Origin of the sequence: Oerskovia sp. USHLN155 (assembly GCF_037145535.1) — a bacterium.
GTDB lineage: Bacteria > Actinomycetota > Actinomycetes > Actinomycetales > Cellulomonadaceae > Oerskovia > Oerskovia rustica.
In genome coordinates this window covers 23,356-45,946 of sequence record NZ_JBBCXG010000007.1, presented here as the reverse complement: position 1 = coordinate 45,946, position 22,591 = coordinate 23,356, and the positions used below count along the sequence as shown (strand labels likewise).

21 protein-coding genes are annotated in these 22,591 nt (G+C 72.3%); 6 read left to right on the top strand and 15 right to left on the bottom strand.

What is annotated here, in order from left to right; translation table 11 throughout:
* Nucleotides 1-210 precede the first annotated feature (210 nt).
* From WFH32_RS11285 to WFH32_RS11270, 4 genes are all read left to right on the top strand, one after another.
* Nucleotides 211-972: an MIP/aquaporin family protein gene (locus tag WFH32_RS11285; protein WP_191796672.1), complete on the top strand. Its 762-nt coding sequence runs from the start codon at nt 211-213 to the stop codon at nt 970-972.
* A gap of 152 nt (nt 973-1,124) precedes the next feature.
* Nucleotides 1,125-2,642 carry a glycerol kinase GlpK gene (gene glpK, locus WFH32_RS11280; protein WP_336707478.1) on the top strand — a complete coding sequence of 506 codons (1,518 nt, stop codon included), beginning with the start codon at nt 1,125-1,127 and terminating at the stop codon, nt 2,640-2,642.
* 114 nt (nt 2,643-2,756) lie between these two features.
* Nucleotides 2,757-4,055: an alpha/beta fold hydrolase gene (locus WFH32_RS11275; protein ID WP_336707477.1), complete on the top strand. Its 1,299-nt coding sequence runs from the start codon at nt 2,757-2,759 to the stop codon at nt 4,053-4,055.
* 207 nt (nt 4,056-4,262) lie between these two features.
* Entirely contained in the window at nt 4,263-6,881 is a 2,619-nt protein-coding gene (locus WFH32_RS11270) for an AAA family ATPase (RefSeq protein WP_336707476.1), read from the top strand.
* Nucleotides 6,882-6,903: 22 nt separating this feature from the next.
* On the opposite strand, the gene WFH32_RS11265 is transcribed toward WFH32_RS11270, so the two are convergent.
* Nucleotides 6,904-7,503, bottom strand: coding sequence for a hypothetical protein (locus WFH32_RS11265; protein WP_191796674.1), 600 nt, complete (start codon nt 7,501-7,503; stop codon nt 6,904-6,906).
* Between the two features lie 386 nt (nt 7,504-7,889).
* On the opposite strand from WFH32_RS11265, the gene WFH32_RS11260 reads away from it, so the two are divergent.
* Nucleotides 7,890-8,849, top strand: a complete 960-nt coding sequence (locus WFH32_RS11260; RefSeq protein ID WP_191796675.1) for a hypothetical protein — start codon at nt 7,890-7,892, stop codon at nt 8,847-8,849.
* Nucleotides 8,850-9,002: 153 nt separating this feature from the next.
* Complete coding sequence (locus WFH32_RS11255; RefSeq protein WP_336707474.1) at nt 9,003-10,277, top strand: hypothetical protein; 1,275 nt, start codon at nt 9,003-9,005, stop codon at nt 10,275-10,277.
* A gap of 95 nt (nt 10,278-10,372) precedes the next feature.
* Here WFH32_RS11255 and csrA read toward each other — a convergent pair whose 3' ends face one another.
* From csrA to WFH32_RS11185, 14 genes are all read right to left on the bottom strand, one after another.
* Complete coding sequence (gene csrA / locus WFH32_RS11250) at nt 10,373-10,609, bottom strand: carbon storage regulator CsrA (protein ID WP_138825747.1); 237 nt, start codon at nt 10,607-10,609, stop codon at nt 10,373-10,375.
* A 68-nt stretch (nt 10,610-10,677) separates the two neighbouring features.
* On the bottom strand, nt 10,678-11,517 hold the full coding sequence (locus WFH32_RS11245) for a hypothetical protein (RefSeq protein ID WP_336707472.1): 840 nt from the start codon (nt 11,515-11,517) through the stop codon (nt 10,678-10,680).
* Complete coding sequence (locus WFH32_RS11240) at nt 11,489-13,537, bottom strand: flagellar biosynthesis protein FlhA (protein WP_336707682.1); 2,049 nt, start codon at nt 13,535-13,537, stop codon at nt 11,489-11,491. Before WFH32_RS11240 ends, WFH32_RS11245 begins: the two co-directional genes overlap by 29 nt.
* A gap of 148 nt (nt 13,538-13,685) precedes the next feature.
* Entirely contained in the window at nt 13,686-14,837 is a 1,152-nt protein-coding gene (locus WFH32_RS11235) for an EscU/YscU/HrcU family type III secretion system export apparatus switch protein (protein ID WP_336707471.1), read from the bottom strand.
* Nucleotides 14,837-15,589 (bottom strand): flagellar biosynthetic protein FliR, encoded by a 753-nt coding sequence (locus tag WFH32_RS11230; RefSeq protein WP_138825754.1) that lies wholly within the window; start codon nt 15,587-15,589, stop codon nt 14,837-14,839. Before WFH32_RS11230 ends, WFH32_RS11235 begins: the two co-directional genes overlap by 1 nt.
* A gap of 5 nt (nt 15,590-15,594) precedes the next feature.
* Nucleotides 15,595-15,870 (bottom strand): flagellar biosynthetic protein FliQ, encoded by a 276-nt coding sequence (locus WFH32_RS11225; protein WP_030152072.1) that lies wholly within the window; start codon nt 15,868-15,870, stop codon nt 15,595-15,597.
* Between the two features lies 1 nt (nt 15,871).
* On the bottom strand, nt 15,872-16,720 hold the full coding sequence (gene fliP, locus WFH32_RS11220; protein ID WP_191796679.1) for a flagellar type III secretion system pore protein FliP: 849 nt from the start codon (nt 16,718-16,720) through the stop codon (nt 15,872-15,874).
* Nucleotides 16,717-17,424, bottom strand: coding sequence for a FliO/MopB family protein (locus WFH32_RS11215; protein WP_191796680.1), 708 nt, complete (start codon nt 17,422-17,424; stop codon nt 16,717-16,719). Before WFH32_RS11215 ends, fliP begins: the two co-directional genes overlap by 4 nt.
* 4 nt (nt 17,425-17,428) lie before the next feature.
* On the bottom strand, nt 17,429-18,133 hold the full coding sequence (gene fliN / locus WFH32_RS11210; protein ID WP_138825759.1) for a flagellar motor switch protein FliN: 705 nt from the start codon (nt 18,131-18,133) through the stop codon (nt 17,429-17,431).
* 3 nt (nt 18,134-18,136) lie between these two features.
* Nucleotides 18,137-19,036 carry a flagellar motor switch protein FliM gene (locus tag WFH32_RS11205; RefSeq protein WP_318244169.1) on the bottom strand — a complete coding sequence of 300 codons (900 nt, stop codon included), beginning with the start codon at nt 19,034-19,036 and terminating at the stop codon, nt 18,137-18,139.
* A gap of 108 nt (nt 19,037-19,144) precedes the next feature.
* On the bottom strand, nt 19,145-20,050 hold the full coding sequence (locus tag WFH32_RS11200; protein ID WP_191796682.1) for an OmpA/MotB family protein: 906 nt from the start codon (nt 20,048-20,050) through the stop codon (nt 19,145-19,147).
* The gene (locus WFH32_RS11195; RefSeq protein ID WP_138825763.1) at nt 20,050-20,823 is read right to left on the bottom strand and encodes a motility protein A; all 774 of its coding nucleotides are present in this window, start codon (nt 20,821-20,823) and stop codon (nt 20,050-20,052) included. Before WFH32_RS11195 ends, WFH32_RS11200 begins: the two co-directional genes overlap by 1 nt.
* Nucleotides 20,824-20,828: 5 nt before the next feature.
* Nucleotides 20,829-21,134: a flagellar FlbD family protein gene (locus WFH32_RS11190; protein WP_191796683.1), complete on the bottom strand. Its 306-nt coding sequence runs from the start codon at nt 21,132-21,134 to the stop codon at nt 20,829-20,831.
* Nucleotides 21,135-21,396: 262 nt separating this feature from the next.
* The gene (locus WFH32_RS11185) at nt 21,397-22,578 is read right to left on the bottom strand and encodes a flagellar hook protein FlgE (protein WP_191796684.1); all 1,182 of its coding nucleotides are present in this window, start codon (nt 22,576-22,578) and stop codon (nt 21,397-21,399) included.
* Between the last annotated feature and the right edge of the window lie 13 nt (nt 22,579-22,591).

Sequence of the window (22,591 nt, the reverse complement as noted above, 5' to 3'; positions counted from 1 at the left end):
CACCCCGCCGACCGACCGGGAGCCACGCCGGCTCCCCCGAGAACAACTTCATAGCCCGGCCCCCGGCCCGCCTCGACTCGCGCGAGGCGGAGCCGGACCGGCACCCCTCAACCTCACGGATGCGCGCTCTGCGACGCACGCCGGGGCCCCGGCGCACGGATGCGTCGGGGTGGTTGCGACAACGAAGTCCACCAAGAAAGAGAGAATCTGATGGACACACTCATCCTCAACGCCTTCTGGTCCGAGATACTCGGCACCGCGACCCTGATCCTGCTGGGTGCCGGCGTCGTAGCCAACGTGATCCTCCCCAAGACCAAGGGCTTCAACGGCGGCTGGCTCCTCATCAACTTCGGATGGGGCCTCGCGGTCTTCACCGGCGTGTACGTCGCCTACAAGTCCGGGGCGCACCTCAACCCGGCCGTGACCATCGGACTGTTCACCGCGGACCGCCCCTTCTTCTCGGTCACCGGGCCCGAGGGCATGGTCACCGCGACGATCGAGCCGACCGTGAGCAACATGTTCATCTACTTCGGCGCGCAGATGATCGGTGCGATCCTCGGTGCCGTGCTCGCGTTCGTCGCCTACAAGAAGCACTTCGACGAGGAGGCGCCCGCCGCCACCAAGCTCGCCGTGTTCTCGACCGGCCCCGAGCTCCGCTCGTACGGCTGGAACTTCATCACCGAGGTCATCGCGACGTTCGTGCTCGTGTTCTTCGTCGTCGCGTCGGGCAACACCCCGTCCGGGCTCGGCCCGCTCGCCGTCGCTCTCGTCGTGGTCGGTATCGGCGCGTCCCTCGGTGGTCCCACCGGGTACGCCATCAACCCTGCTCGTGACCTCGGTCCGCGCATCGCCCACGCCCTGCTGCCCATCAAGGGCAAGGGGTCGAGCGACTGGGCCTACTCGTGGGTCCCCGTCGCGGGTCCGCTCGTCGGTGGTGTGCTCGCCGGCCTCCTCGGGGCAGCCTGGGGCTGATCCCGCTCTCCTCCCCCGCGTGACCGGGGCGACCCGCCCCGGTCACGCGACCGGCCGCCGTCGGGCAGGAGCTCGACGAACGCGGCCACGATGCTCGGTCGCGCACCGCGCGACCACCGCTCAACCACACCGACGTGAAGGACTGACACACCATGGCCGACTACGTTCTCGCCATCGACCAGGGAACCACCAGCTCCCGGGCCATCGTCTTCAACCACTCCGGGGAGATCGTCTCCTCCGGCCAGCTCGAGCACGACCAGATCTTCCCGCGGGCCGGCTGGGTCGAGCACAACCCCGAGCAGATCTGGAACAACGTCCGCGAGGCCGTCGGCCTGGCCCTGACCCGCGCCAACGTCACGTACACCGACATCGCCGCGGTCGGCATCACCAACCAGCGCGAGACCGCGGTCGTGTGGAACCGGAAGACGGGCAAGCCCGTCTACAACGCGATCGTCTGGCAGGACACCCGCACGCAGAAGATCGTCGACGAGCTCGGCGGCGACGCGGGCCCCGAGAAGTACAAGGCGATCGTGGGCCTCCCGCTCGCGACCTACTTCTCCGGCCCCAAGGTCAAGTGGATCCTCGACAACGTCGAGGGCGCCCGCGCGGCGGCCGACGCCGGCGACCTCGTGTTCGGCAACACCGACACCTGGGTCCTGTGGAACATGACGGGCGGCGTCGACGGCGGCGTGCACGTCACCGACGTGACGAACGCGTCGCGCACCATGCTCATGGACCTCGACACGCTGTCCTGGCGCGAGGACATCGCGGCCGACATGGGCATCCCGCTCTCGATGCTCCCCGAGATCAAGTCGTCGTCCGAGGTCTACGGTAAGGGTCGCCCCGGCGGGCTCCTTCCCGGCGTCCCGATCGCGGGCATCCTGGGCGACCAGCAGGCCGCGACGTTCGGCCAGGCGTGCTTCGAGGTCGGTCAGGCCAAGAACACGTACGGCACGGGCAACTTCATGCTGCTCAACACGGGCACCGAGAAGGTCATGAGCGAGAACGGCCTGCTGACCACGGTCTGCTACAAGATCGGCGACCAGCCGGCCCGTTACGCGCTCGAGGGCTCGATCGCCGTCACGGGCTCGCTCATCCAGTGGCTCCGCGACAACCTCGGCATGTTCTCGGACGCGCCCGACGTCGAGTGGCTCGCCCGCAAGGTCGACGACAACGGTGGCGCGTACTTCGTGCCCGCGTTCTCGGGCCTGTTCGCGCCGCACTGGCGCTCCGACGCCCGTGGCGCCCTCGTGGGCCTCACGCGCTATGTCAACAAGAACCACATCGCGCGCGCCGCGCTCGAGGCCGTCGCGTTCCAGACCCGCGAGGTCCTGGACGCCATGAACGCGGACTCGGGCGTCGACCTCACCGAGCTGCGCGTCGACGGCGGCATGGTCCAGAACGAGCTGCTCATGCAGTTCCAGGCGGACCAGCTCGGCGTGGACGTCGTGCGGCCCAAGGTCGCGGAGACGACGGCGCTCGGCGCCGCGTACGCCGCGGGCATCGCGGTCGGGTTCTGGCAGGGCGAGCAGGACGTCATCGCCAACTGGGCCGAGGACAAGCGCTGGAGCCCGTCGATGGACGAGGGCGAGCGCGAGCGCCTCTACCGCAACTGGAAGAAGGCCGTCAGCAAGACCCTCGACTGGGTCGACGAGGACGTCGAGAAGTAGTCCTTCTCGCAGCCTCGCCGGAGCCGGCGTGACCCGAGGTCACGCCGGCTCCGGCACGTCAGGAACCGACCGGCTCCCGCGTGCCCGGCGGCTTCTGTGGCTAGGCTCGTCGCCATGACCTCCGTGAGCGCAACGATCCCCGGGATGCACGTCACCGACCACGAGGTCGAGGTCCCCCTCGACTGGTTCGACGAGCGGGACTCGCGGCGGATCACGATCTTCGCGCGCGAGCTCGTCGACCCCATGCGGCGGCGCGAGGACCTGCCGTTGCTCGTGTTCCTCCAGGGCGGCCCGGGCGGCAAGGGCCCGCGTCCGACGGGGCCCGAGGGCTGGGTCGGGACCATGCTCGCGACCCACCGGGTGATCCTGCTCGACCAGCGCGGCACGGGCCGCAGCTCGGCCGTGCGCGGCCGCTCGCTCGCGGCGCTCGGCGACGCGGCCGCGCAGGCCGAGCACCTCTCGCACTTCCGGGCCGACTCGATCGTCGCGGACGCCGAGCACCTGCGCCGTACCCTGTTCGGCGGTCGCCGCTGGGAGTCGCTCGGCCAGAGCTACGGCGGCTTCCTGACGCTCACGTACCTCTCGCGCGCCCCGGAGGGGCTCGCGGCCTGCTACGTCACCGGGGGCCTGGCGGGCCTGGAGGCCGACGCGACCGAGGTCTACCGCCGCACGTACCCGCGCACCGCGGCCAAGAACGCCCGCTTCGCGGCGCGCTTCCCCGACGACGTCGCACGCCTCGCGCGCATCGCGGACAGGATCGCGGTGGGTGACGTCACGTTGCCCGACGGCGACGCGCTCTCCGTGCGCCGCCTCCAGACGCTCGGGATGGACTTCGGCATGAAGCCGGGCTTCGAGCGCGTCCACTGGCTGCTGGACGAGGCGTTCGACCACGGCGACGACGACCTGAGCGACACGTTCCTCAGCGAGGTCAGGGACCTGACGTCGTACCTGACGAACCCGCTGTACGCGGTGCTGCACGAGTCGATCTACGCGTCGGGCCACGGAGCCACGGGCTGGGCCGCCGAGCGCGTGCGCGCCGAGCACCCGGAGTTCGACCCGGGCGCCCGGCCGCTGCTCTTCACGGGCGAGATGATCTACCCCTGGATGTTCGAGGAGATCGCGGGCCTGCGCGCCTTCCGCGGCGCGGCCGACGAGCTGGCGCGTCGTGAGGACTGGACCGAGCTGTACGACCTCGACGCGCTCGCGGCCAACGAGGTCCCCGTCGCCGCAGCCGTCTACTACGACGACATGTTCGTCGACGCCCACCTCTCGCTCGACACGGCGTCCAGGGTGGGGAACGTGCAGGCGCTCGTCACGAACGAGTTCGAGCACGACGGGCTGCGCACGGGTGACGTCCTGGAGCGGCTGCTCCCGCTCGTGGACCAGCAGGGCGGGCCGCTCCCCCGCGGCTGACCCGCTCCGGCACGCGCCGTCCGCCGTTCCTCCCGGTGCGACCCAGCGGGGTGTCGCTCACCACGTAGCCCGCAAAACCGCTCCTCGTCACATAAAGTGGCTCTCCGGAGAGCGGCGCGGTGCCGGCTCCAGTGCCAGAGGCGACGCAGCCGACGGCAGGCTGCCCGGGCACCTCACCAGGAGAGGGCGGGAGGCTGGATGCCGGTAGTGAGCACGACCCCCGGCAGACTGCACGGCGCTCCGCGACCACCCCACCTCGAGCTCGTGCGGGAGCGGCTCGTCGACCGGCTCGACGCCGACGCAGCCCTGCGCGTCGTCCGTGGCCCGTCGGGCGGCGGGAAGACCTCGCTCCTCGCCGAGTGGGCCCGACGACGAGGGGCCGAAGGGGTCTGGATCGCGACGTCGCCCGGCACGACCCGGACCGAGCTCTGGCGCACGGTCGCTCGCCGCGCCACCCAGTCCGGGCTGCTGCGCTCGGAGACGACGATCGGCCTCGACGAGCTGTCGACCGCCGCCCTGACCGTACGGCTGGCCGAGGCGTTCCTCACGGTCCGGGGCGAGGTCCTGGTCGTCGTCGACGACTATCAGAACGTCCGGGACGCCGAGGTCCACGAGGACGTCCTCGCGCTGCTGCGCGCCTGCCCGAACCTGTCGGTCGCGCTGGCGACGACCACGAGCTCCATGCTCGAGGCACCCGTCGTCGGCCTCGAGATGAACCGCACCGTGATCACCGCCGACCAGCTCCCGCTCACCCTGGACGAGACCGCGCGGATGCTGCGCCAGGTCGGGGCGGACCTCGACCCGGCGCAGACGCACGTGAGCACGGGCGGCCAGCCCCTCTACCTGCGGGTCGCGATGCTCGCCGCCGAGCTGGCCGGGTCCCACGGCACGCCCGCCCACGTCCAGGTCGCCGCCGAGCTGCTGCGGGCAGCGGTCGACAAGCAGCTCCAGGGCCCGTCGCGGCACCGGCTCGAGCTGTTCCTCGCACGGTGCGTCGTCCCCGAGATCCTGACGGGCGACCTCGCGGTGGCCCTGACCCTCGACCCGGACGCTCCCGAGCTCCTGTCGGACCTCGAGGCGCGTGGCCTCGGCACGTGGGAACGGCGACCGACGGGGCTCGTCTTCGTGCTCTTCCCCGTCGTGCGGTCGCTGCTCCTGGAGACGTTCCGGCTCGAGGACCCGGAGGCGTCGCAGGTGGTCGAGGCGGCGACCGCCCGGTGGTACCTCCAGCACGGCTACCCGGTCGAGGCCGTCCGGCACGCGGTGACGGCGGGCGACCTGTCGATCGCCTCGGCCGCGGTGTCCCGCTACTGGACCCAGGTCTTCGAGGAGCGCACGATCGCGAGCCTCGACGTCCTGCGGGCGGTCCCCGTCGCGGAGCTGCGTCCCTGGCCCCTGCTCGCCGGAGCGCTCGCCCGCCACTACGACGCCGTCCCCGGCGGACGCGACGAGGCGATCGAGCTCTACCACGCAGCGCTCGCAGGGCTGCGGGTCGCGCCTCGCCCCGCGACCCCGAGCGAGCGCGTGGTGCTCGAGGTCCTCGAGAGCCTCGCGCTGCGGTCGACCGGATCGGCCGAGCGCGCGCTCTACCCGGCACGCCGCGCAGGCCGCATGCTGAACGAGCTCCGGGTCACCGAACGACGCTCCATGGCGCGCGACCTGCCGCGGTTGCGCGCCGAGATCGCACGCTCGATGCTCCGCGGCGGCGCCGAGAACGAGTCCCTCGCGATCCTGGAGGACCTCGGCGACTCCCTCGGTGAGCCACCCGCGCTCCACGGTCTCGCGCTGCGTGCGCTCGCCCACGCCGTGCACGGCAACATGCCCGAGGCGCGCCGGGACCTGGCCGTCGTCGAGGCGTCCCGGCACGACGAGACCACCCCGCGCCGCAGCCAGGACGTCTACCACCTGGCGCACGCCCTCGTGCGCATCGAGCGGTTCGACGCGCGCGGCGCGCAGGCCCACCTGGACGCCATGCGCCCCTTCCTCTCGACGCTCGAGTCGCGGCCGCAGTTCGCGCTGGCCCAGGCCTCGGTCGACCTCCTGACGTTCGAGCCTGCGCTGGGTGCCGAGCGGCTGCGCCGGTACATCGAGTCCGAGCGGGGGAGGCAGCGGATCTCCGTCCGGGACACCGACCAGCTGGGCTACGCCGCCGGCCTGCTCGACCTCGCCCGTGGCCGGCTGGGGGCGGTCCACGCGACCCTGCGGGGCGCGTCCCCGTCGTCGGCGAGCGCCCCGCTCCTGCGCGCCCACCTCGCGCTGCTCACCGAGTCCTGGCAGGTCGCACGAGACGTCCTGGTCGAGCACACCCCACCGGTCGACGCGTCGCCGCGGCTGAGGGTCGCACACTCGCTGCTCCTCGCGGCGGCGCTCGTCAACGGCTCCGACGAGTCGCACGCGTGCGACGCGCTGGGCAAGTTCGCGGCGGTCGCCGACGACCGCCAGCTGCTCTTCGCCCTCACGCTCCCGCCGCGACGGGAGCTCCTCGCGCTCGTCGACCTGGCCGCCCGCAGCAAGGACAGGACGGCGCAGCGGGTCCTCGCGGCGGCGGGTCCCGTCCCCGAGAGGTTCGCCGCGATGGTGGGCTTCCCGCAGGCGCTCACGGACCGCGAGATCGTGGTGCTCGACAGCCTGCGACGGCACGCGACCGCGGTCGAGATCTCGCTGAGCCTGACCGTCTCGGTCAACACCGTCAAGAGCCAGCTCCGGTCCGTCTACCGCAAGCTGGGCGTGCGCCGCCGGGAGGACGCGCTCGCGAAGGGGATCGACCTGGGGCTCATCGTGGCCGACCACGTCGACCCGTCGTCGGCCCGGCACGAGCGGTGGTGACGTCCGACCGTCACGTCGCACGTCAGACGAGGTCGTCGACGATCCTGGCCGAGGCCCTCGTCCGCTCGTGCGACTCGGCGTCGTCGATCTGCTGGCCCGCCGCGACCAGGGCCGCGCGTCGGAGCCACGAGAAGACGACCAGGACGGGATAGGTGTCCTCGCCGACGTAGACGCGGCGGCGCCAGGACGCCCAGGAGACGACGCGGGCAAGCACGGGGATCGGGTCGTCGAGCTCGTTGGCCCTGTGCGCGGCGTTCTCCCAGCCGTGCTCGGCGTCGCTCATGATCTGTGCACCCTCGCGGCCCAGCGGACGGGCGAGCGCAGCAAGACCGATGTCCTCCCGGATCTCGGTGGCCTCGGTCGGGACGAGGTCCAGCCCGTCGCGGTAGGTCCCGAACGTCGCGGGGTCCACGTGACGCCAGGGGTCTTCGTCCGGCAGCGAGTCGAGGAGGTCTGAGAGGGTCCCCGCGAGGAGGGTCACGGCCCGCAACCGATGTCCTCGGGCCTGCTCCCGCATCGCCTCGAGATCGGCGACACGGTCGTAAGGATCGATCAGGGGTTCGACGAGCCCGACGGCCCACGCCGCCCAGGTGGTGTCGTCCCACGGGGCCGGGTTCGTCATCGCGGCATCGCCCGGGCACGCCGTCGACGGCCAGCGGCAGGGAGACCGGTCCGGCCCGCCGAGAGCGTCCCCGACGGGACGTCGCCCGGGGTACGCCTCGTCGCCGAGGACGGTGCGCAGGTCCTGCCGCCCATGCTCCACCTCCTGCTCGTCTGCGTGTCCGCGCCCAGGTCGGCGAGCGATCGCCGACGCGGAAGTGTATCCATCCCCGGTGCCGGTGCAGAAGGGGCGAACGACACGAACCGCCGCCCGTCCGGGTGAATTCCCGGGCTCGGGCCGCGGCAACTCCCAGCATGGCACCACCTATAGCAGCACCGAGGGTGAACTCCGGTGTGAAAACCGTGTTCAGACGTGAAAGTAGTGCGAAGCGGCCGCATGCTGATGGCATGAACGTGCGGCCCCCATCCGGCACGTGCCCGGACCGGGCGCGTGAAGCGCGCTCCCTGCGTGTCGCGGAGGAGCAGCCCCTCGACGACGACCACGACGCACCCGCCGACGCGGTCCGCTCGGAGGTCGCGCGCATCGTCGTGCTCGGCGACGACGCCAGCTACCGCACGGAGGTGTCCGCCTTCATCGCGGGCCACCGCGACCACTGGCGACGGATCGCTGCCCGGCTGTGCCGCACGAACTCGGTGCAGGTCGCCCAGCACCTCGAGGACGTCGAGTCGATCGTCGTGGAGACCGTCTGGGAGATGCTCGAGAAGTCGAGGCAGGACCCGGCCTACCTGGCCGGCATGCGCTCGTTCCTGGCGATCGTCGTCTACACCGCGCGCCCGAGGGTGCGCTCGTTCGTGGACCACGCGACGGCGCCCGCGTCGGGCATGGTCGCTGCCCAGCGGCGCCGACGCGAGCTCGCCCGCACGCGCGCCGAGCTCGCGGCCCTGCGCGGCACCGTGCCGACCGTGCAGGAGGCGGTGCAGGCGACCAACGACCGGCTCGCCGCGCACCGTTCCGACGTCGTGCGGCAGGGCATGGTCGTCACCGAGGCCGACGAGCTGGTGCTGTCCGGGGCGCTGTGCTTCGACGAGGCCCTCGACTCCCCCGGTCTCGTCCAGGACGAGCTCGACTGCGTGCTGCACCCCGTCGAGGCGCCCACCCTGGTGCGCTCGGTCGTCGACGCGGCACGGGCCGAGAACCCGACGCGCGGCAAGGTCGCGGCCCTGTGGATGGCCGAGGCGTACGACGGCGGCGGTCCCCTCCCGGGTCAGGACACTGTCGTGTGGATCTCCCGGACGCTGGGCCTGCCCCGCCGGAGCACCGTGGCGCACATCGACCGGGTCCGTGAGCTCGCTGCCGCACGCCTGCGGGCGATGGGCATCGGTGCCGACCTCCTGGAGACGGCGTGAGCGCGATCTCCCGCCCGGGCGCCTCGGCGCAGGGCTCGGCGACGTCGGTCGTCGACGCCAGGACCTCGCGCCGACGTGCCCTCGCTCTGCCGCACCACCGCCGTGACGGCGGCCGTACCAGCCTGCGCTCCCGTAGGCAGGGGAGAACGCTGCATGTCTGACGCACGTCCTGCGCGCGGCCCCGTCGGGGTCGACGCACTGTCCGGTCTCGCCGCCCTGCCCGCCAGCGCCCGTGAGCACGCCCTCGCGGAGTTCTGGGCCTCTCGCGCCGGCGAGCTCGCACGCGAGGCGCGGCGCGTCGTGCGGGCGCACCTGGTGGCTCCCGCCGACCGCACGGCGGCGCTCGATGCCGTGACGACGGCCCAGCAGGCGCTGCTCCGCGACGTCGCGGCAGGTCACCGGAGCATCGATCCCCGGACCTGGGTGCCCACGCTGCGCGCCGAGTCGGCACGGGCCGTGCGCCGGTCGGCCGCCCAGGGGGCCGTCGCCGTGGCGCCGTACCGGCAGCGGCTCGCGGCGCAGCGCGCGAACCTGCTCGCGGTGCGTGAGACGGCGGCCGACCGCGTCCCGCCCGCCGCGAGCACTCGACCGGCCGTCGTCACCGTCGGCTCGACCGGGGTCGCGTCGGCCATCCCTCCGTCCGCCCCCCTCGCGGACGGGGCCGGCGTGGCGCCGGTCCTGAAGGCCCCGGTAGGCCTCGCGGCCCGCAGGACCACCGGGTCGGCCGGCATCCCCCGGCACGCCCGCCGGCGGCCCGGAACCGTCCTGGGCCACGGCATGTCGCCCCGGCAGTCGTTGAGATGGAGTGCGGCGGCGCTGCTGTCGACCGTGACGATCGTCGTCGGCGCAGCGGTGGCACCCGCCGAGGAGCGCCCCGTCGACGAGACGGGCACGTCGAACGTGTCGTTCGTCGACCGGCTCACGATGCCCATCGTCGGCCTGTGGGACAACCTCGTCGGCAACGGCAAGGACAAGGACCCCGACGCCGTCGTGCCGGTCCCCGTCGACTCGCCCACGACGCCCGCTCCCGCGGTGCAGCAGGCACCGGCTCCGACGGTCCCGCCACCCCCCGTCCCGCCCGCGGTACCCGTCGCCCCCGTCCCGGGCACCGGGGCCGGGACCGGCCCGCAGGTCCCCCAGGAGGGCGGCCGGCACGGCAACGGCAGCAGCTGGCGCGACCACGACGACCTCGGGCGCGCGGAGTGGCACGAGCGCGACGACGAGGACGACGACCGGGACGACGACGACGAACGGCGCGGCGACCGGCACGGGCGCGACGAGCAGCGGGGCCAGGGGCGGGGCGACGGGGACCGGGACGACGACCGCGGCAACGGTCACCGCAACGACCGGTCGGACAGGTCTCGCGGCCGGGGCCGGAGCGTCAGCGAGCGCCGTCACGGCCGCGCGAGCTCGGTCCCCCGCGTCTAGCGCGCACGGACGACCTGGTGGGGCGGTAGCCGTGCGCTCCCGCCGAGGTGCCGAGGATCCTGGGGACCCGTGTGCCGCGTCGCGTCGTCGGTGACTCAGGACGCCGGACGCAGCGCGAGCAGGGCACGCACCTCGTCGGCCGTCGTGTCGGTCGCGACGGCTGCACGGTTGCCCTCGGCCACCTGGTCGACGATCTCCGCCCGGTGGATCCGTACGTCGCGCGGTGCCTCGATCCCGATCCGCACGCCGTCGCGTCCCGCGGAGACCACCGTCAGGACGATGTCCTCGCCCACGAGGATCCGTTCACCCACCTTGCGCCCCAGCACCAGCATCGACGTCCTCCTGACGTTCGCGAATGTCGTCCTGACCTTCCGGGGCACCTATGCGCGCCGAGCGGCCGTCAGTCCGCGTCCCACCCCACGGGCAGCCCGAGGAGCTGGACCGTCTCCGGGGTCCGGGTCAGCGACCGTCCCACGACGACCATGGCGTGCACGTGCACGACACCGCGCAGCCCGTCGACCCAGGCGGCGGTGTCCGCGTGCTTGCGCGAGGCGTCGACCACGACCCACACCTGCTCGGGTGCGAGGACGTCGAGGATCCGGAGCCCGTCGGCGAGATCGGTCGTGAGGCCGACGGCGACCGCGGTCGACGTGCCCGCGTGCACGCCGCGGGCCCTCGCCTCGGTCGCGCTGCGATGGTCGACGACCCGGGGGGCGTCGGCGTCGCGCGCCTGCCCCGCAGAGGCCGTAAGGAGCCCGAGACGACCGCGCATCGCGTGAGCGACGGCCACCGCGTCGCCTCCCAGGCCGACGAGCGCGACGAGGTCTCCCGGGGCCGTCGACGGGCCGGTCTCCCTCGGGCCCCCGGTGCGCTCGGGGAGAGCCGTCTCGGCGATCAGCTCGTCCAGCATCGCCGCGAAGTCGTCGCCCCCGGTCGACATCTCGAGGTCCTCCGACCTCGACGGCTCGAGCCGGTCGGCGTCGTCGGCGTCGTCGAGCAGGGCGGCGATCCCCGCCCTGCGCGCCGCCGGGAAACGGACGGGGTGGTCGGTGACGTGGAGCGCGGGCGGCGACGCGACCTCGATCACGGCCTCGTAGTGCTGCCTGCCGAAGAGTCCCTTGATGCCGCCAGTGATGATCCGTTCGGCCGACACGATCCGTACGTCGGGGCCGTGCTCGCGCCGCGCGTCGTCGAGGATGGCCTCGAGGGTGTCACCCGCGAGCCGCAATCGCCGGGGCATCGTTCACCACCCCGACCGTCTCGATGAGGGCGTTCCCCGAGGTGACCTCCGTGTAGGAGAGCACCGCCAGGTCGGGCAGCTGGGTCGCCACCAGGCGACGGACGGCCGGACGAAGGGACGGCGCGCAGACCAGGCAGACGTCGTGGCCGGCCCCTCGGGCGGCCTCGACCACGTCGGCGACCGAGGTGCGGAACGCGTCGAGCCGCGCCGGGTCCACGACGATGACCGTGCCGTGCTCACCGCCCGGCTGCCGCCCGGCGAGCATGGCCTGCTCGAGCACGGGCGCGATCGTCACGACGCGGATCGTGCCGTCGACCGTGTACCGCGCCGGGATCGCGGGGCCGAGCACGGACCGCGCCGACTCGACGAGGTGCTCGGCGTCCGTGGAGCGCCGGGCCGCGAGCGCGAGCCCCTCGTAGATGCGAGGCAGGTCGTTGATCGCGACGCGCTCCTCGAGCAGGCCCTGGAGCACACGCTGGATCTCGGCGAGGGACAGCAGGGTCGGGGTGAGCTCGTCGACCGCCGAGGGGTTGGTGCGCTTGACCTCGTCGGTGAGCACACGGACGTCCTCGCGCGAGAGCAGCCTGGCGGCGTTGGCCGAGATGATCGCCGACAGGTGGGTGACGAGGACCGAGACGCGGTCGACGACCGTGGCCCCGGCCATCTCGGCGCTGTGCCGCATCTCGACGGGCACCCACTTTCCCTCCATGCCGAACACCGGGTCCACGGTGACCTGCCCGGGCAGCGACCCCAGGTTGTCGCCCAGCGCAAGGACCTTGCCCGCGGGCGCCTGGCCGCGGCCCGCCTCGACCCCCGCGATCCGCACGGCGTACGTCGACGCGACCAGCTCGATCGAGTCGCGGGTGCGCACGGGCGGCACGACGACGCCCAGGTCCATCGCGATCTTGCGCCGCAGGGCACGCACGCGTCCCAGCAGGTCGTCGTGCGCGCCCGTGACGAGGTCGACGAGGTCGGGGGCCAGCAGGATCTCCAGCGCGTGCACGCGCATCTGCTCGATGAGGTTCTCCGTGCCGTCCGACGACGTGGCCGCGCCCTGCTCGAGCTGCTCGGCCGCGGCCCGCGCGACCTCGGCCCGGTCCTGGCGCGCCTTGATCTGCTGCGCCGCGACGAGGAGACCGATCCCGAGCACGATGAACGGCAGCTTGGGCATGCCCTCGATGAACGCCATCGCGAACGAGGCGACGCCGGCGATCGCGACGGCCTGGCGCGACTGGACGAGCTGGCTCGAGGCCTGCGAGCCGACGTCGCCCTCGCCCGAGTTGGAACGGGTCACGATCATGCCCGTCGCGACGGCCATGAGCAGCGCCGGGACCTGGGTCACGAGGCCGTCGCCGATCGTCAGGATCGAGTAGGTGTCGACCGACTCCCCGACGGGCATGCCGTGCATGACGACGCCGATGACGATGCCGCCGACCAGGTTGATGATCGTGATGACGACGCCCGCGATCGCGTCGCCCTTGACGAACTTCGAGGCACCGTCCATCGCACCGTAGAAGTCCGCCTCCGCGGAGACCTCGGCGCGCCGCGCACGGGCGTCGGTCTCCGAGATGAGCCCCGCGTTGAGGTCCGCGTCGATCGCCATCTGCTTGCCCGGCATCGCGTCGAGGGTGAAGCGCGCACCGACCTCGGCGACTCGCTCGGCGCCCTTGGTGATCACGAGGAACTGGATGACCACCAGGATCAGGAACACGACCATGCCGATGACGAGGTTCCCGTTGACCACGACGTGGCCGAACGCGCTGATGACCTCGCCCGCGTACCCGTCGCCCAGCACGAGGCGGGTCGAGGCGACGTTGAGGCCGAGACGGAAGAGCGTCGCGACGAGCAGCAACGACGGGAAGACCGAGAAGTCGAGCGGCTTGGTGACGAACATCGACGTCAGCAGGATCACGAGCGAGAGCAGGATGTTGACGATGATGAGCACGTCGAGCATCCCCGCGGGGATCGGCACGACGAGCAGCAGGACGATGCCGACGACGCCGAGCGGGACGGCGATCATGGCGAGGGAGCGGTTCTTCACGCGGAACCCTGGTCCTTCCCGGTCCGGAATGGTGGCAGGTGCTGCCGCGACTCCCTATGCACGTCCGGTCGGCGGCAGCGCGGGTCGGCGGTCGGTGCGTCCCACCTCGCGCGGTGGGCGCCCCGACTCACGCCGTGCGCTCCTCGCCCGCTCCCGCGGGGTCCTCGTCCGCCGGCCACTCCCCCGGCGCGATCGCCGGGCGGCCCAACCGGTGCGGCACCGAGGAGACCGCGGCACCGCGGCGCGAGAGGGCCATGACGAACGCGAGCACGCGCGCGACGGCCATGTAGAGCTCGACCGGCACCTCCTGCCCGACGTCGCACACCTTGTGGAGCGCGCGGGCGAGCTGGACGTCGCGAACCATCGGCACCCGGGCCTCCTCGGCCTTCTCACGGATGCGCGCGGCCAGGTGGTCCGCACCCTTGGCGACGACGCGCGGCGCGGACTTGCCCGCCTCGTAGCGGATCGCGACGGCGACGTGCGTGGGGTTCACGATCACGACGTCGGCGTCCGCCACCGCGGCGAGCATGCGGTTGCGCGACAACGAGCGGGCCATCGAGCGGCGCTGCGACTTCACCATGGGGTCGCCGTCGCTGTTCTTGTGCTCGTCCTTGAGCTCCTTCTTCGTCATGCGCGTCTTCTTGCGGTTGCGCTTGGCGACGACGAGCACGTCGAGCAGCGCGAGCGAGATCCCCGCCGCCGTCGCCCACAGCAGCAGCGACCTGACCCCCGACCCGGCGGCCTCCAGCAGCGACGCCACGGGCAGCCCGCCCGCCGACAGCAGCACGGGCATGAGCGACTGGATCACGACGTACAGCACGACCCCGACCACGGTCGTCTTGAGCAGCGCCTTCACGCCGTTCCACAACGCCTGGGGGCCGAGGATCCGCTTGAACCCCGAGACCGGGTTGAACTGCTGGAACTCGCCGCGGAACTTCTTCAGGTGCAGGCCGCCCTGCACGACCGAGCCGATGATCGCGGCGAGCGCGACCGCCGCGAGCAGAACGCCGATCGTGGGCAGGACCGAGCGGAGCGCCTCCTGCAGGAGCACGAGGGCCACGGCGGGCTCGGGGTTGTCGATCACGGTGCGGATCGACAGGACCTGCTCGGTCGCGGCACCGGCCGCTTTGCCGAGCGTCAGGGGCAGCAGGGCCCCCGCGACCGCGATCCCGACCCAGGCCGTGAGGTCCTGCGACCGGCTGAGCTGACCCTTCTCGTGGACCTCCTTCATCTTGCGGTCGGAGGCCTGCTCGGTCCTCTCCTCGGACGTGTCCGCCATCAGCCCACGCCTCCCATCAGCTTCAGGGCCTGCGCCGTGAGCGCGGACAGGGCGTGCGGCAGGGCGATGAGCACCGTCCCGACGAGCGAGAGGGTCAGGAAGATCTTGAGCGGGAAGCCGAGCGCGAACGCGTTGAGCGCCGGGGCGACACGGGTGACCAGGCCCAGTCCGACGTCGGCCAGGAAGAGGACCACGACGATGGGCCCCGCGATCTGGAGACCGGCGACGAACGACCCCGTGAGCGCGTCGACGAACGCCCCGGCCGGGACCTCGGCGAACGTCCCGACGGGCACCACGTCGTACGAGCGCGCGAGGCCCAGGATCACGAGCTGGTAGGCGTCCGAGGTGAACATCAGGACGACCGTGGCCAGCGCGAACAGGCGCGTGAACTGCGACCCGCTCACGTTCGTCTGCGGGTCGAACGCCATGCCGACCGAGAATCCCCCGAACAGGTCGAGGTGCGAGCCGGCCGCGGTCACGGCCGAGAAGACGATCATGACGAGCGTGCCCAGCATCGCGCCCGTCGCCGCCTCGGCGACCACGTGGGCGAAGAACGTGGCCGTGCCCACCGCCTCGTACGTCGGCGCGACCCGGCCCGAGACCACCAGGCCCAGCGAGACCGCGAGGATCGCGCGCACCTGGCGCGGGATGGCCTTGTGGGAGAACGGCGGCGCGAGCAGCATGAACGCGGCCAGGCGGACCCCGGCGAGCAGGGTCGCCTGGAGCCACGCCTGGTCGATGTCGAACGTCACCGACGTCAGCCGCCGCCCAGCAGCGACGGGATGAGGTCGAACATCGCGTGCGTGAACGAGACCAGCTCGCCGATCATCCAGTTGCCGCACACGATGAGCGCGACGGCGACCGCCGCGGCCTTCGGCACGAACGAGAGCGTGACCTCCTGGATCTGGGTCACGGACTGCACGAGCGAGATCGAGAACCCCACGACGAGGGACGTGATCAGGACGGGGGCCGCGAGCTTCGCGGCCAGGATCATCGCCTGGGTCGCGATGTCGAGGACGGCCGAGGTCTCCATGTCACCCCACCCCGTACGAGCCGATGAGCGAGGTGGTGATGAGCCCCCACCCGTCGACGAGGACGAACAGCAACAGCTTGAAGGGCAGCGAGATCATGGTGGGCGGGAGCATCATCATGCCCATGCTCATGAGCGCCGCCGCCACGACCAGGTCGATCACGAGGAACGGCACGAAGATCACGAAGCCGATGATGAACGCGGCCCGCAGCTCCGAGATCACGAACGCCGGGACGAGCGTGGTCAGCGGCACGTCGGCCATGGTCGCCGGGTTGTCGAGGTCGGCCGCGCGCGTCATGAGCGCGAGGTCCTCCTCGCGCGTGTGCGCCAGCATGAACTCCCGCAGCGGCTGGGAACCCGCGTCGAGCGCCTGGCTGAACGTCGTGGCGCCCTCGAGGTAGGGCTGGACGGCGGCGTCGTTGATCTCGCCGAACACGGGCCACATGATGAACATCGACAGGAACAGCGCGAGCCCGGCGAGGACCATGTTGGGCGGAACGGTCCCCGTGCCGAGCGCGTTGCGCGTCAGCGACAGCACCACGAAGATCTTCGTGAACGACGTCATCATGAGCAGCAGCGTCGGGGCCAGCGACAGCAGCGTGATGCCCACGAGCGTCACGAGGGACGACGACGGCTCACCGTTCGGGCCGTTGATCTCGACCGAGAAGCTGCTGCCCCCGTCAGGGGCGGTCGGGTCGACGGGAGCCGTCGGGGCCGTGGGATCGGTCGGGGCGGCGCTCGCGGACGGGGCGAGCAGCACGGTCGCCACGAGGACGAGCGCGACGAGGAGCAGGGCCGCGGCCAGCGCCACGGCGCGGCGCGCCCCCTGGCGCGCCGGGACGACGACGGTCATCGCCTGGGCCCCCACACGGCACGGGCGGCCTGGCGCCAGGTGTCGACGGCCAGGAGGGAGCGCACCGCGGCCGGGTCCAGCCCCGCGGAGGTCACGCCCGACGGCGCAGCGGCCGCGGCCGTCACGGCCACCGTGCGACCGGGTCGGGCCGGTGCGGCGACCGACGCGAGCGGAGTCTCGTCGAGCCAAACCTGCGCGGCCAGGACGGCCTCGTCGAACGACGGGCTCGTCGGGCGTCCGGCGAGGCCGCCTGCGGGGACCGGGTCGGTCCCGTCCATCACGTCGGCTGGCGCTCCCTGGTCGACCGGCGCGACCGCAGCCCCGCCCGACGGGGCGGCTGCGGACCGGGGACCGGCCGCCGACTTCACCACGTTGAAGGGACCGAGGCGGCTCGCCGTCGCGTCGCGCACCGCGTGCTTGGGGCCGGCGGCCGCAGCCGCCGTGGCCGCCGCGGGGGCCGGCCCCTGGTCGATCACCGTGACCGACGACTCGGTGACCCCGAGCAGGTAGCGGGTGCCGCCCGAGTCGAGGAGCACCGCGGCGCTCTTCTGGCTCAACCCCTGGCGGGCGACGACGGTGAGCTGTGCGCCGCGTCCCCCGGGCGTCTGGCGCCTGCTCCGGTCGGCGACGCGGTACGACAGCCACAGCAGCCCCATGACGACCGCCAGGGAGAAGGCGACCCGCAGCACGGTGGTGACGTCCACGGGCTCAGTCGTCCGCGTCGAGGATCTTGGTGATCCGCACGCCGTAGTCGCCACCGTCGACGACCACGACCTCCCCCTTGGCGATGGTCCGGCCGTTGAGCTGCACGTCGGCGGGCGCGCCTGCCGAGCGGTCGAGCTCGACGACGGCGCCGGGTTCGAGGTTGAGCACCTCGCGCACGGGCATCCGCGTGTGCCCGACGACGACGGCGAGCCGCATCTCGACGTTGGAGATGCGCGCGAGCCGGCTGCCCGTCATGGCCTCGTCGGGCAGGCCGCGCAGGGTCTTGCGCGCGCGCACCACGAACCAGCCGGCCGTCGGCCCGCCGCCCGCGGAGAGCTCGAAGACGACGGCCTCCTCGTCCTCGAAGAGCTCGGTCGCGTCGGCGACACGGACGTCGCCGAGCACACCGACGCCCGTCGTGGCGCCCGCTGCCTCGAGCGCCGGGCGCAGGAGGTCTGTCACGTCGAGGGTCGGGGTCTCGGACGCGTCGGCGAGGGAGGTCTCGTCGATGAGCGCGAGCGCCATGTCGGTCCCCGTGTCCCCGACGTACGAGGCGACGACCGCGGTCACGGCCTGCGGGCCGACCGGAGCCCCGCCGGAGAGCGCGGCGGAGAGAGGCGTGCTCGTGGGGACGAGCTCGACGAGCGCCCGTGCGGCCTCGACCGCGGCCTCGACGGCCGTGCGGTCGGCGGTGGTGGCGGTACTCATGCTTCAGTTCTCCTCGGTGGTGACGATGCGGCAGGCGAGGCGGGAGCCGGACGAGCCGACCGCACCGCGTGCCAGGACGTGGCCGTCGACGATGACGTCGAGCGGGCGGGACCGGTTGTGCGGCAGGCGGATGACGTCGCCGACCGCGAGCTCGACGACCTCGACCGGCGTCATGACCGCGCTCGACAGCTCGACGGTGACGTCGACCAGGGACCGGGCGAGGTGTCGCCGGGTGCGGGCGGCCGCGTCGGCCGGGTCGTCGGCCGGGTTGGCCTCGCCGAGGTGCGGCAGCAGGGCGGTCGCCGGCAGGGCGAGGGTCGCGGTGCACGGCCCGTCCCCGACGCGCAGGTTGAACTCCGCCACGATCATGAGCTCGGCGGTCGGCGCGGCCTGGACGAACTGGGAGTTGTGCTGGATCGAGCCGATCTTCAACGGCGTCTCCAGGAGCCGGCCCATCGAGTGGCGCAGGTCGCGCAGCGTCTCGGTGACCAGCGAGGTGACGAGGGCGCGCTCGACGTCGGTGAACTTGCGGTCGATCGCCGGGATGTAGGGACCGGCGCCGAGCATGTGCGCGATCCACGTCAGGGCGTCGGTGTGCGGGAACTGCAGCACCGCCCGCGGGTTGACACCGTCGATCTCGCACACGACGACCGCGGTCGTGACCGGCAGGTCCGCCACGTAGTCGTCGTACGTGCGCATGGTCACCGCCGCCAGGCTCACCTGGGAGACGACCCGGACGCGCGCCGTGAGCTGCGTGCCCCACTGACGGGCGAAGCTCTCGAACGCCATCTCGAGGATGCGGTGGTGCTCACGCACGAGCGTCGTCGGGCGCCGGAAGTCGTAGACCTCTACCTTGCGCCGTTCGGCGGGACCCTGGACCCTGACGGGTGTCGTCGTGCTCACGTCGGTCTCCTATGCAGGCAGGCGACGGAGAGCCTGCACGCCGACCGGACGGGCAGCGGCGGGCGACGGCGAGCGGGCCCGCACCCGCCAGGAGGTGCCGTCGGAGTATCAGCCGGTCTCGGCCGTGGCCTCCGCCACGCCCGCGAGGGCCGCGCGCTGCGCCGACTCCGCCGCCGGGACGTCCGCCGCGGTGAGCGTGCCACCGAGGACCTCGGGGATGAGCGCTCGCACGGCCTCGGGCTGCGCGGACAGGACCATGATGTCGACGCGCCGGTTGGCGGCGAGCGCCTCGGGGTGCGTCCCCGCAGCGAGCGGCCGCGCCGACCCGAACCCCACGGCGGCGATCCGGTGCTCGGTCAGGCCGCTGTGCTCGACGAGATAGCGCAGGACCGCCGTGGCGCGCGACGACGACAGCTCCCAGTTGGTGGGGAATCGAGAGCCCACGGTCGACTTGTAGTCGGCGTTCCCCTCGACCTGGATCTCGTAGGGCGTCGGGGCGAGCACGGGGCCGACGATCTGCAGGACCCCGCCCGCTTCCTCGGTGAGGTCGGCGCTGCCCGGCGAGAAGAACGTGTCGGCCGACACCAGGCGCACCGTGAGGCCGCGCTCGTCGATCTCGAACCTCACGGTCTCGGACATCCCGTAGGACTCCAGGTCCTTCGCCATCGCGTCGCGCAACGCGGTCAGGTCGGCGACCTCGGCCAGGGCCCGTTCGAGGTCGGTCTCGACGTCTGCGGGAGGCTCGGTGGCCGGGTTGTCGATGACCGCCTCCACGACGTCGGCGTCCTCGATCGTGCCGAAGCCTGCCGCGAGCGACGACTTGAGCTCCTGGTACTTGTCCTGGTCGACCGAGCTGATGGCGAAGAGCACGATGAACAGGCACATGATGACCGTGACCATGTCCATGTAGGAGACCATCCAGCGACCGCTGCCGCTCGTGTCGTGGCCTCCCCCGCCGCCTCCCCCGCCGCCACCTCGTCGGCGCCGACCGTGCCCCGCCGAGCGGCCGCTCATCAGGCGGCCTTGCCCGTGGGCAGCGACCAGTCGGGGACCATGGTCTTGAGCCGTTCGTCGATGACACGGGCTCGGGCGCCCGCCTGGATCGACATGTATCCCTCGAGGAGGACGTCGAGGCGCTGGATCTCGAGGTCGGAGATGCGCTTGAGCTTGGCGCCGATGGGCAGCCAGATGAAGTTCGCCGACAGGATGCCCCACAGCGTCGCGATGAACGCGGCGGCGATCATGTGGCCGAGCTGGGCCGGGTCCGACAGGTTCTCCAGCACGTGCGTCAGCGACACGACGGTGCCGACGATCCCGATCGTCGGGGCGTACCCGCCGATGGCGTTGTAGAAGTCGTAGGCGACGGCGTCCTCACGGCTCTTGGTCTCGATCCGCTCCTCGAGCAGGGTGCGGAGCTGGTCGGCGTCGGCACCGTCCGCCAAGGACTGGAGGGCGCTGCGCTGGAACGGGTCGTCGGTCTTCTGCGACTCCGCCTCGAGCGCGAGGAGGCCTCCGTCGTTCTGCACGATCTCGGCGGCGCGCACGACCTCCTCGATCGCGTCGGCCGGGCGGGCCGGCTTGCTCACGAACGCCCTCGGCAGCGCCTTGATCGCCTGGAGCGCGTCGCGCACCGTGCCCGACGCGACCGCGACGAGGATGCTGGCCCCGAAGACGAGGATGATCGGCGCGGGCAGCAGGATCGACGTGATCTGGGCTCCCTCGAGGAGCACCATCGCGACGAGCGCACCGAACGCGAACAGGATGCCGATGATGGTTGCGGGATCCATGGGGCCTACTTCCTCGGGGTGGGGAGCGGGGTCACGGCGACCGGGGCCCGGTCGTCGGCCTCTGGATCGGGCCGGTCCGGCACGATGCCGAGCGGCGTGCGCTCACCGATGCTGGTCATGGACTGCGCGAGCAGCAGGACGCGGGCCTTGTGCTCCTCGACCAGTCGGATCACGTCCTCCATCGACTCGGTGACGATGTATCGAGAACCGTCGATCAGGGTGACCCGGGTGTCCGGGTTGGTCTCGACACGGGCCACGAGGTCCGCGTTGATCGCGATGCGCTCGGAGCTGAAGCGCGTGAGGACGATCACGGTTCCACCTTCGGGTCGGGTCGGTCGGAGGGGGCGAGGGCGACGAGCATGGCCTCTCGGGGCGCGGTGCACCGCCGGTCGGCCGTGCCCCGCTGATCCGTACTCTCGGCAGCCCTCGTGCTCTCGTGAACGGGGAGGGGGGCTGAACCGGTCGAGCAGGTCGGGCCTGGTCCCCCCGCGGCTCGGCGCACGACGGCGCCCCCGGGACGAACCGTCCCGGGGGCGCCGTGGTGACCGCGCGCCGCCCCGCGCGCGGCCGTCGTCAACGCTTGAGGTTGACGAGCTCGGTCAGCACCTCGTCGGAGGTGGTGATGACGCGCGAGTTCGCCTGGAACCCGCGCTGGGACACGATGAGGTTCGTGAACTCCTGCGAGAGGTCCACGTTCGACATCTCGAGGTAGCCGGCAGTGATCTTGCCCATGCCCTGGTCGCCCGCGCCGCCCACGATGACCTCGCCCGAGTACTGCGTGGCCGCGTAGGTCGAGCCGCCCGCCTTCTCGAGGCCGCCCATGTTGGTGAAGGACGCGAGCGCCACCTGCCCGAGGACGGCCGTCTTGCCGTTCGAGTAGGTGCCGATGATGGACCCGTTGCCGGAGACCGAGTACGACTTGAGCGAACCCGCCGCCGCACCGTCCTTGGCCGAGACCGCGACGTTCGACAGGCCCGCGTAGGACGTGACGGTGCTGAGGTCGATGGCCACGCCCGCGACCGTGAGCGATCCGCCGGTCGTGAGGGCGCCGTCGGTGAAGGTCAGGTCCTGCGGACCCCCGATGACCGTGCCCGTCGCGGCGTCGAGCGCGCTCACCGACCACGTCCCGCCGGTCGCGGTGAACTCGAGCGACAGCTTGGTCGAGGTGCCGAGCTCGTCGAAGATCTCGATGTCGCGCACGACCTTGGTGCCGTCCTTCGCGTCGGCGGGCAGGTTGCCGCCGAGCGTGACGCTCGTCGTGGCCTCGGGCGGGGCGACGTCGCCCACGGGGATCGTGAGGCGGCCGAGGGGGCCGCTCGTGTTGACGACCCCGTTGACCGCGGTCCAGCCGCGGACGAACGCGCCGTCGGCGTTGACCAGGCGGCCGCTCGCGTCGAAGTCGAACGCCCCGTTGCGGGTGTAGAGCTGCTGGCCGCCGCTCTCGACGACGAAGAACCCGTCGCCGTCGATCATGAGGTCGGTCGCGACGCCCGTGGCCTGCGACGCGCCCTGCGTGAACTGCGTCGTGATCGCCGCGGTCGTGACGCCGAGGCCGATCTGTGCGGGGTTGGATCCACCGACCTGCTGGTCAGGGGCGACACCTGCGGCGACGAGCTGCGAGAGGGTGTCCTGGAACTGGGTGCGCGAGGACTTGAAGCCGGTCGTGTTGACGTTGGCGATGTTGTTGCCCGTCACGTCCAGCATGGTCTGGTGGGCGCGCAGACCGGAGATTCCGGTGTTGAGAGAACGGAGCACGAGAGTCCTTTCG

Excerpts from the sequence above, each read along its gene's own strand:
- WFH32_RS11285 (WP_191796672.1), top strand. The coding sequence starts at position 211 with ATGGACACACTCATCCTCAACGCCTTCTGGTCCGAGATACTCGGCACC.
- glpK (WP_336707478.1), top strand. The coding sequence starts at position 1,125 with ATGGCCGACTACGTTCTCGCCATCGACCAGGGAACCACCAGCTCCCGG.
- WFH32_RS11275 (WP_336707477.1), top strand. The coding sequence starts at position 2,757 with ATGACCTCCGTGAGCGCAACGATCCCCGGGATGCACGTCACCGACCAC.
- WFH32_RS11265 (WP_191796674.1), bottom strand. The coding sequence starts at position 7,503 with ATGACGAACCCGGCCCCGTGGGACGACACCACCTGGGCGGCGTGGGCC.
- WFH32_RS11260 (WP_191796675.1), top strand. The coding sequence starts at position 7,890 with ATGAACGTGCGGCCCCCATCCGGCACGTGCCCGGACCGGGCGCGTGAA.
- WFH32_RS11255 (WP_336707474.1), top strand. The coding sequence starts at position 9,003 with ATGTCTGACGCACGTCCTGCGCGCGGCCCCGTCGGGGTCGACGCACTG.
- csrA (WP_138825747.1), bottom strand. The coding sequence starts at position 10,609 with ATGCTGGTGCTGGGGCGCAAGGTGGGTGAACGGATCCTCGTGGGCGAG.
- WFH32_RS11245 (WP_336707472.1), bottom strand. The coding sequence starts at position 11,517 with ATGCCCCGGCGATTGCGGCTCGCGGGTGACACCCTCGAGGCCATCCTC.
- WFH32_RS11240 (WP_336707682.1), bottom strand. The coding sequence starts at position 13,537 with ATGATCGCCGTCCCGCTCGGCGTCGTCGGCATCGTCCTGCTGCTCGTC.
- WFH32_RS11235 (WP_336707471.1), bottom strand. The coding sequence starts at position 14,837 with ATGGCGGACACGTCCGAGGAGAGGACCGAGCAGGCCTCCGACCGCAAG.
- WFH32_RS11225 (WP_030152072.1), bottom strand. The coding sequence starts at position 15,870 with ATGGAGACCTCGGCCGTCCTCGACATCGCGACCCAGGCGATGATCCTG.
- fliP (WP_191796679.1), bottom strand. The coding sequence starts at position 16,720 with ATGACCGTCGTCGTCCCGGCGCGCCAGGGGGCGCGCCGCGCCGTGGCG.
- fliN (WP_138825759.1), bottom strand. The coding sequence starts at position 18,133 with ATGAGTACCGCCACCACCGCCGACCGCACGGCCGTCGAGGCCGCGGTC.
- WFH32_RS11200 (WP_191796682.1), bottom strand. The coding sequence starts at position 20,050 with ATGAGCGGCCGCTCGGCGGGGCACGGTCGGCGCCGACGAGGTGGCGGC.
- WFH32_RS11195 (WP_138825763.1), bottom strand. The coding sequence starts at position 20,823 with ATGGATCCCGCAACCATCATCGGCATCCTGTTCGCGTTCGGTGCGCTC.